This is a genomic window from Methanoregula sp. (genome assembly GCF_049690535.1).
Taxonomy (GTDB): domain Archaea; phylum Halobacteriota; class Methanomicrobia; order Methanomicrobiales; family Methanospirillaceae; genus Methanoregula.
Genome location: NZ_JBAVMX010000102.1, coordinates 1 through 7,405 on the forward strand (window position 1 = coordinate 1; position 7,405 = coordinate 7,405).

A 7,405-nucleotide genomic window follows, 5' to 3' on the forward strand; every position below is an offset into this window, starting at 1 on the left:
ACAGAAGCAGTCGGCTGCGGTGTCTGTGCCATTGCGGCGTTCGATGATGACGCGATGGCAGAGATCCTGGAAATTGACGGGAAAGAGCAGTTTTTAATCTACCTTGCGACCGTCGGGAAAACGTGAACGGGTCAGGAACGGGGCCGCATAAGATCCCCGCAGCCCGGGAGGATCGTTTGAGCGGGATCTGCACTTCAACGAAAAAAAATTCAGGGTCAGGGACCCGGCGATCCCTTCAATGCAGCTGACGCTTCCTGTGCAGTCGTATAGATGGAGAAGATGGTGGTAAACCCGGCAAGTCTCATGATCTTCTGCACCTCATGTGAGAGGCCGCAGAGCGCGAATCGGTCACTATCGTCATGTAACTTTTTTGCCGTCGCAAGTAAGACCCGCAGGCCGCCGCTGGAGATATAGACAAGACCGGTCAAATCGAGAATAATCTTCCGGCTCCCTTTTGCAATATGATCGTTAAGGGCAGTTTCGAGGGTTCCTGCGGTCATGGCATCCACACGGCCGGTCACTGCAAGGACGATTGCGGTGTCATGCTTCGTAGTTGTAATCTCCATGTTTACTCCCCGGATTGCCCTTTTGCCGTATCAGGTACTTTAGAAATATCCTCCCTGTGCCGAGATAATCTTTCTGTTTTTCCCTGACTGACTTATTTATGTACGTGGGTGTGCAAACCATAGTTGGAGCATTCCTTTATGATCCCTGTGAGCCGGATACCGCGTTTCACCCCGTGCCTGTCACGAAAGAATGGTACGGTGTCCGGGTTTCCGGCCCGGGGCTCTGAAACCCCGGTCCCGGCGCCGGGCGAACCACCGGCATCGTTACAGGTTTCCGGTGTATGATCATGACCCCGTCAGCAAACATTGATATTCCTGCAATTCTCGATGCGATCCCGGGGGTCTCCTTTGAACTTGAGCAGTGGCTGAAATTATCGGGTTTTTCCGATGAACAGACCCTCGATCTCCAGCTTGCCGTAGAAGAGGTGATCACGAACACGATCCTGCACGGCTACGCCGGTACCCCGGGCACCATCAGGATCTGCTGCCGGGCCGGGCCGGACGAGGTGACCGTTGAAATATCGGATGATGCCCCGGCATTTGACCCTCTCCAGGTACCGGAGCCGGATACGTCTGCGAATCTCGATGACCGTGAGATCGGAGGTCTTGGTATTCTCCTTATCAGGAAAGTAACCGACAACGCCACGTACCGGTACGAAAAGGCAAAAAATATCCTGACCCTGACAAAAAAAAAATGCCCCTCTTTGTGAGGGTCCATTAGAATGTCCTTTAAAAAAAACGGGATTATCCTTTACTGCTCTTTTACAATATCCTGGATGTACGCGACACCGATCTTTGCGCGCCTGATCCGGGTGCTGTCGAGGAGGTGGCGCATATCCACGAACGTGGCATCGCTGACGATCTTTTTTACCTGTGAGTTTAAGTCAAGCGAGCTGTCGTAGGGCACCCCCCGGAAGACCACGCCGTGGTTGTGGAGGTACATCGCCTTTGACGCACCCTTGTTTGCCGGGTTCGCGTAGTACAGGGCGTCAAGATTCTCTTTTTTGTAGCCCGAGAGATCGTGTGCCAGGTCAATCCCGATCCCGAAGCTCACGAGCGTATCCCCTTTGTAGGACATGCTGGTATCGGAAGCCATCCATGTTGCGGACTGCGCAGGGTCCATGATTGAGGCTCCTTTCGGCAGCGCCGTCCCTGCAACCGGTGCCTTTTTGATGCCGGAACTGGCGACACCTGCAATAACGCCCCAGATGGCAATTGCGACGATGCCCTTGTATGTCTTTACTCCCCGGTCAACAGCCCCTGCGAAGATCATGCGGTAGATATCGGTGATGCTGATCCCCTCCGGATCTTTCGTATCGAGGCTCAGGTATTCATTGAACGGGCCGTCCAGCGTGACGTTAAATCCCGTGTAGACCGGTACGTCTGTCTCTGCATCGAGCGGTGTCAGGAAATCCGGGGTGTTGTTCCCGTCAGTCGGGAGCCAGACCATGGAGCCGTACAGGGTGATCATCTCGCCAAGAAGCGGCATTGCCTCTTTTTTGTCGGCCCCGAGAGCGCCAAGGCCAAGCGAGTACGTGATCTCGGAGAATTTCCGTGTCTTAATATCGGCTTCGGTGAGCTGTGCATGCAGGATCTTGTGGAGATCCCCGGTGACACGGAGGGCAGGGGGGCTTGTCATCCAGCCCGGCTCGATCGTAAGCGTGACACCCTCCTCCTCGATCTTCTTGTAGAAGATCTCGTTAAAGAGCGTCGGGTTTTTGCGCTTTTTCTTTATGTCCTCAACAGCGGCATCGGTGGTCGGGAATATCTCAAGAATTGTTGTGAACCCGGCCATATCAAGCACTTTTTTCGGGTATTCCCCGACGCCGGCAAGGGCAAATCTCCCGTTCCGGCGTTTCATCTCCTTTTTCAGCACGTTGAACGTTCGTAGGCCGCCACTGGAAAGGTACGTGGAGCCGGAAAGGTCGAGCACCAGTTCCTTGTCGTCGTCATGTAGCGTCCCTTTTATCCACTCGTCGAGCTGCTGGGCACCGAATGCATCCAGTCTCCCGTTAATAAAAAAGACAAGCACACCCTCCTTTCGTTCGCTTTTTGCGTCCATAGTTTCTTTTTCATCTCCCGGATAATACTTCTTGCACCTGACTTTTTTTAATGTTCGTATTTATATCCCAGGGCGTCTGACTGCACGTGCGGTGCGTTCGTTGTTCCTCCTCCGGGTTTCGTTCCTGAAATGGGAAAAAGAAAATGATCAGGCCGGTGTCTGTTCAAGGATGAGGAGTGGTTTTTCTACGGGATCATATAGGTACAGGTTGTCGCTCCGGAACTGTACCGTGGATGTATTTTCGAGGTCGTGCAGGTAAGATGTTTCAACATTCATCACGCCTGGAGCCGGGCAGACCATGGAATTCGTTTCCCCGGCACCGGGTGCCAGGATCAGCCTGGAACCGGAGATCGTGTAATTAAAGCTGTACGCGTTACAGCCGGAATATCCGCCAAGAATGGTGCTGTTTTCGGGGCTGAACAGGAGGGTCACATCAGTCCCGTTTGTGACCGGGACCATGGTTCCTTTTTCATTGGTATAGTAGGTCAGGGTCCAGTTCGTGCCGGTCAGGTTTACCGGCACGGATCGCGTGACTCCCTGGACCTGCGCGTAGATAATGAGCAGGACAAGCACGCCGAGAAGTGCCATCATTGCCCAGAAGCCCCGGCCCATAGGTGCCGCGGGAATGGGTACAGGATCCGCCGTATCCCGTGAACCGGTGCCGGATGTGATCTCCGCAGGTTCGTTATCCATACCAATAATCAAAGGCTCCTTAAAAGATAAGCATTCGCGGATTTACGTGCCCCTTAAAATCCGCTCCATGCCGGAGAGCAGGCCTGTTCTGGTCCGGGATAAACATGTACCCGGACCGGCCGGTTGCCCGGACTTATTTTCCCATCTCATCGATCAGGCTTTCAACCAGCGGCCGGATGCGTGGGAGTGTTTCCGTGCTGATCTTCCAGATGAGACGGGGCCGGGTGACAGCATCGGCATGTGCAACCGCCTCTTCCAGTGCCGAGAGTTCTTTCCATGGCAGGAGCGCGTATTTCACCCGGATAATTGTCGGGATCTGGTGCGCCATTTCATCGATGGACCTGACACTGTCGTTGACCTTCGCATACAGTTTTTCATCCCGGAAAAAATCCTCATACTGGTATCCTTCAGTCAGCTGGCTGACGTTTGTAATTTTAGTTAGGATCCCGTTGAGCAATTCAAGGGTATTTCTTCCTGACATGGTTTTGTCCTCCCGTTGCTGCCTTGCAGCACACTATTGTTATGCAGACTCCGGTAGCAGTCGTATATGGCCTGTTGCACGTGCAGGGATTACCGGGAATAATGGCCGTTCTCTGCGTGAGATTCGCAGAATGACAACAAATACTTTCCCGGGGCGGCCCGGGAGTTCACCGCTTTTATCGTTCCATAAAAAGTGACACCGTACTGTATCTTAAAAAAAACGGCAGTTTTAGTGCCGGCTTTTGAGGGTTTTAATAGGTGAACCATCCAATTATTCATATGGAATTTGCCGTTATCAAAAAATGGGTGATCTTTTTCCTTGGGATCCTCGTAGCTATCATTATCGCAAATGCACTTTCGAACCTTATTGTGGCAGATGCAGGTATGACCGGCTGGATCAATCTCGTCGTGAGTTTCGTGCTGTACGCCGTGATCTTCTTTGCGCTCCTGTATGTGATGGAGAAACTTTTTGGGATAGAGTTTTTCGGGTTAGGCCGGACTTAAAATACCCTGCAGTTTTTTTAAAATCCCCGATTTTTCCCCCTTCCCGGGGCCTTGTCAACCGGAATCGTGGGCAGGCCTGTAATCTGGTGTGCCGGATCATTTCATGTGCCTGCTCCTGAATCATATCCCTATGGCATACGTAGTGCGCCAGTTCCCTTCTGCGCGGCAGTGAATGTGGTGGTGATCCCGCCATGATGGTGATACTCCGGTGGAGATCATGTATCCTCAACTTTCCGGTACGCCTCTGCCGGGAAATCCAAAAAAACCGGCACATGGCATTTTTGTCAGTCGCCGTCCCGTACGGCACCCTCATACGAAACTATTAACGCGAGAAAATAGAGGTATTTCTATGGATGCGAAACTTTCCTGCCTCCTCAAAGGGCTCATAGGAGTGATATTTGGTGGTCTCGCACTGGTGGTACCGGGCACAGTACTCGAGTTTTTCAAGGGAATATTCTGGTTGCTTCTGGTGACGGGAATTGTCTTTTGCGTACTGATTGCCATTACCTCCGTTGCGGAAGAATCATTTCTCTGGTTTCTCTTTTCCGCCGGCCTTATTGTCGTCGGAATAATCGAGATGCTGTTCCCGAATTTCCTCTCCTTTATCTTTGTTCTCGTCGTCGCAGTGCTGGCGTTCTATGCAGGGTACTCCGGGATATCGTTTGCACTGACCCGGCCGCGATCAAAATATTACCTGGTCGCGAGCGTGATTGTGAGCAGTCTCATCCTGTTGTATATCTTTATCACCTTCGTGCCTGCCATGAGCGCTGTTATCATTATGACCGTTGTCGGGACGTTCTCGTTTGTTCTCGGGCTCTTTGCAATTGTCATGGGGTTGACCATAAAAGAAGGGGAAGCCGCGCCCATTCCCCCCCATGTCCTCATCCTGAAAACATGCGGGCTTCCGGTAAAAGCCGCGGGGACACAAGTCCCGTCCGCAGGAACAGAGGACCAGTCATGCGGACAGCCGGATGAGAAAACCCCCCGGTGAATCTGACTTTTTTTTAGGAGCCGCCACGCATGCTCCCGGCTTATGATATCGTTGTCGCCGGTGCCGGGCCGGCAGGCTGTGCGGCCGCCCGTGCATGCGCAGAGGCCGGGCTTTCGGTACTCTGCATTGAGGAGCAGGGGAGTATCGGGTATCCGGTGCAGTGCGCCGGCCTGTTGTCCCTTGCGGCTTTTGAAGAATGCGCGGTTTCCTGGCGGTCCATTCTCAATACCGTGACCGGGGCACGTGTCATATCCAGTACAGGTCACGCGCTAGTCATCGACGCAAAAACCCCAAAGGCGCACGTAGTGGACCGGGGCATGCTCGACCGCGAGATGGCCGGGGCTGCGGCAGATGCGGGTGCAGACTTCCGGCTCAAAACCGCAGTCTGCGATGTCCGGGAGAACCGGGTAGTCACCCGGGGGATCAACGGGCACGAGGAGTTTTCCTTTAAGATCCTGATCGCGGCAGACGGGCCCCGGAGTACTATCGCCCGCATGTACGGGATGGAACGGGCACCGGTGTACCTTGCCGGCATCCAGGCCGAAGGAAGGCATGACTGCGTACCGGGGCTTGTCGAACTCTACCCGGATGCTTCCCCGGAGTTTTTTGGCTGGATGATCCCGTCAGGGAATGGCCGGGTCCGGGTCGGGCTGTGCGGGACTGAACTGTTACCTGAGCGGTTTTCTGCATTTGTCCGCAGGATCGGCCTTGTGTCTGATATTCACCTGGTCACCGGTACGATCCCGCTTGGCGTGATGCCAAGGACATTTGGCCGCCGCACTCTCTTTGTGGGGGATTCAGCAGGGTTTGCGAAGCCCACATCCGGCGGCGGGGTCTATACCGGCATCCGTTCGGCCCGCCACGCAGCGGCAGTCGCGGCAGCGTGCTGCGAACACGAAACATTCACCGACGCCGCGCTTGCAGAATACGAGCGGCGCTGGCAGGCAGATGTCGGGCGGGAACTTGCTCTCGGGTACCGTCTCTACAAGATGCGCCGGAACCTGTCCACGGAGACAATCGACCGGATGATCCTTGCGATGAGCGATCCGGGAATTACTGATGAGATTGTGAAGTACGGCGACATGGACCGGCCGGGAAAAATTGCCGGTATCCTTATGAAAAACCCGTCGCTTTTCCGGTTCTTCTCACCGCTCCTGCTGTCCGGTATCAGGTCGTTTTTCTAAAATTATCAAAAAAGAAAAATTCAGGATTTACCGGATCCTTTTTGCTCTTCTGGTGTCGTGTATCCCGGTTCCGAGCACTGGTGCTTCCAGGTATCGACCGGCAGATCCCGTTTCATCTTCGGCCAGAGCCGGGCAAAGGATGCGGTCAGGATAAAGAACGCAATGGTGACAAGCACGATCGCTCCCCCGGATGCAATGTTGTAGGAGAACGAGAACTGGAGGCCGATGACGACCGAGGCGATCGCAATAGCCAGTGCCGCGATGACCGTGCGCCGGAACGGGAGCCTGAGCTGGATCGCTGCAATTGCGGGGATGATCATAAGGCTTGACACGAGGAGGACCCCGACAAGCCGGGTCGCGACGACCACGGTGAGGCCGACAAGGACCGTAAAGAGGATCTCAAGGGCTGTCACCGGCATCCCGGCGACCCGGGCAAAATCCGTATCTAGGGTAATCGCGATCCATTCCTTCCAGAGCAGGCCAAGCACCACAAGGACAATCATCCCGAGCCCTGCGGCAAGGTACACATCGTTGTCGTTGATGCCAAGAATCGTCCCGAACAGGTAGGATAAGAGGTCTGCCGGGGCTGACTGCGCGAGGCTGATAAGGACAATACCGATGGCAAGTCCTCCTGAAAACAGGATCGCGATCGCCGCATCGGAGGCGACCCGGAGTTTTCCCAGCGCGTGAATCCCCAGAGCCCCTGCGATGACCGATGCAACCGCCGTATAGAGCGGGTAAATCCCGGTCCAGAACCCAAGGGCAATACCGCCAAAGGCCACGTGGCCGAGACCATCGGAGATAAGCGAGAGCCTGCGCAGTACGATAAATACCCCGAGACTCGCGCAGGTCACTGCCACGATCAGCCCCCCGATCAGGGCACGCACGCCGAATTTGAACATCAGAAATTCAAGCACCATTCGAT

9 protein-coding genes are annotated in these 7,405 nt (G+C 54.5%); 4 read left to right on the forward strand and 5 right to left on the reverse strand.

Annotated elements, in window-relative coordinates:
- Nucleotides 1–215: 215 nt before the first annotated feature.
- Nucleotides 216–566 carry an STAS domain-containing protein gene (locus WCE46_RS07695; protein ID WP_424733112.1) on the reverse strand — a complete coding sequence of 117 codons (351 nt, stop codon included), beginning with the start codon at nucleotides 564–566 and terminating at the stop codon, nucleotides 216–218.
- A 287-nt stretch (nucleotides 567–853) separates the two neighbouring features.
- On the opposite strand from WCE46_RS07695, the gene WCE46_RS07700 reads away from it, so the two are divergent.
- Entirely contained in the window at nucleotides 854–1,276 is a 423-nt protein-coding gene (locus WCE46_RS07700; protein ID WP_424733113.1) for an ATP-binding protein, read from the forward strand.
- Between the two features lie 41 nt (nucleotides 1,277–1,317).
- On the opposite strand, the gene WCE46_RS07705 is transcribed toward WCE46_RS07700, so the two are convergent.
- The 3 genes from WCE46_RS07705 to WCE46_RS07715 all read right to left on the reverse strand — a co-directional run bounded on the left by WCE46_RS07705 (nucleotide 1,318) and on the right by WCE46_RS07715 (nucleotide 3,802).
- Nucleotides 1,318–2,628 carry an STAS domain-containing protein gene (locus WCE46_RS07705; protein WP_424733114.1) on the reverse strand — a complete coding sequence of 437 codons (1,311 nt, stop codon included), beginning with the start codon at nucleotides 2,626–2,628 and terminating at the stop codon, nucleotides 1,318–1,320.
- A gap of 147 nt (nucleotides 2,629–2,775) precedes the next feature.
- Entirely contained in the window at nucleotides 2,776–3,321 is a 546-nt protein-coding gene (locus tag WCE46_RS07710) for an META domain-containing protein (RefSeq protein WP_424733115.1), read from the reverse strand.
- Nucleotides 3,322–3,454: 133 nt separating this feature from the next.
- Complete coding sequence (locus tag WCE46_RS07715; protein ID WP_424733116.1) at nucleotides 3,455–3,802, reverse strand: DUF86 domain-containing protein; 348 nt, start codon at nucleotides 3,800–3,802, stop codon at nucleotides 3,455–3,457.
- A gap of 278 nt (nucleotides 3,803–4,080) precedes the next feature.
- Between WCE46_RS07715 and WCE46_RS07720 the strand changes: the two genes are divergently transcribed.
- From WCE46_RS07720 to WCE46_RS07730, 3 genes are all read left to right on the forward strand, one after another.
- The gene (locus tag WCE46_RS07720) at nucleotides 4,081–4,305 is read left to right on the forward strand and encodes a hypothetical protein (RefSeq protein WP_424733117.1); all 225 of its coding nucleotides are present in this window, start codon (nucleotides 4,081–4,083) and stop codon (nucleotides 4,303–4,305) included.
- 349 nt (nucleotides 4,306–4,654) lie between these two features.
- Entirely contained in the window at nucleotides 4,655–5,296 is a 642-nt protein-coding gene (locus WCE46_RS07725) for a hypothetical protein (RefSeq protein WP_424733118.1), read from the forward strand.
- Nucleotides 5,297–5,325: 29 nt separating this feature from the next.
- Nucleotides 5,326–6,480 carry a geranylgeranyl reductase family protein gene (locus tag WCE46_RS07730; protein WP_424733119.1) on the forward strand — a complete coding sequence of 385 codons (1,155 nt, stop codon included), beginning with the start codon at nucleotides 5,326–5,328 and terminating at the stop codon, nucleotides 6,478–6,480.
- Nucleotides 6,481–6,500: 20 nt separating this feature from the next.
- Here the strand turns inward: WCE46_RS07730 and WCE46_RS07735 are convergent.
- A partial coding sequence (locus tag WCE46_RS07735) for a metal ABC transporter permease (protein WP_424733120.1) occupies nucleotides 6,501–7,405 on the reverse strand: 905 nt, incomplete at its 5' end.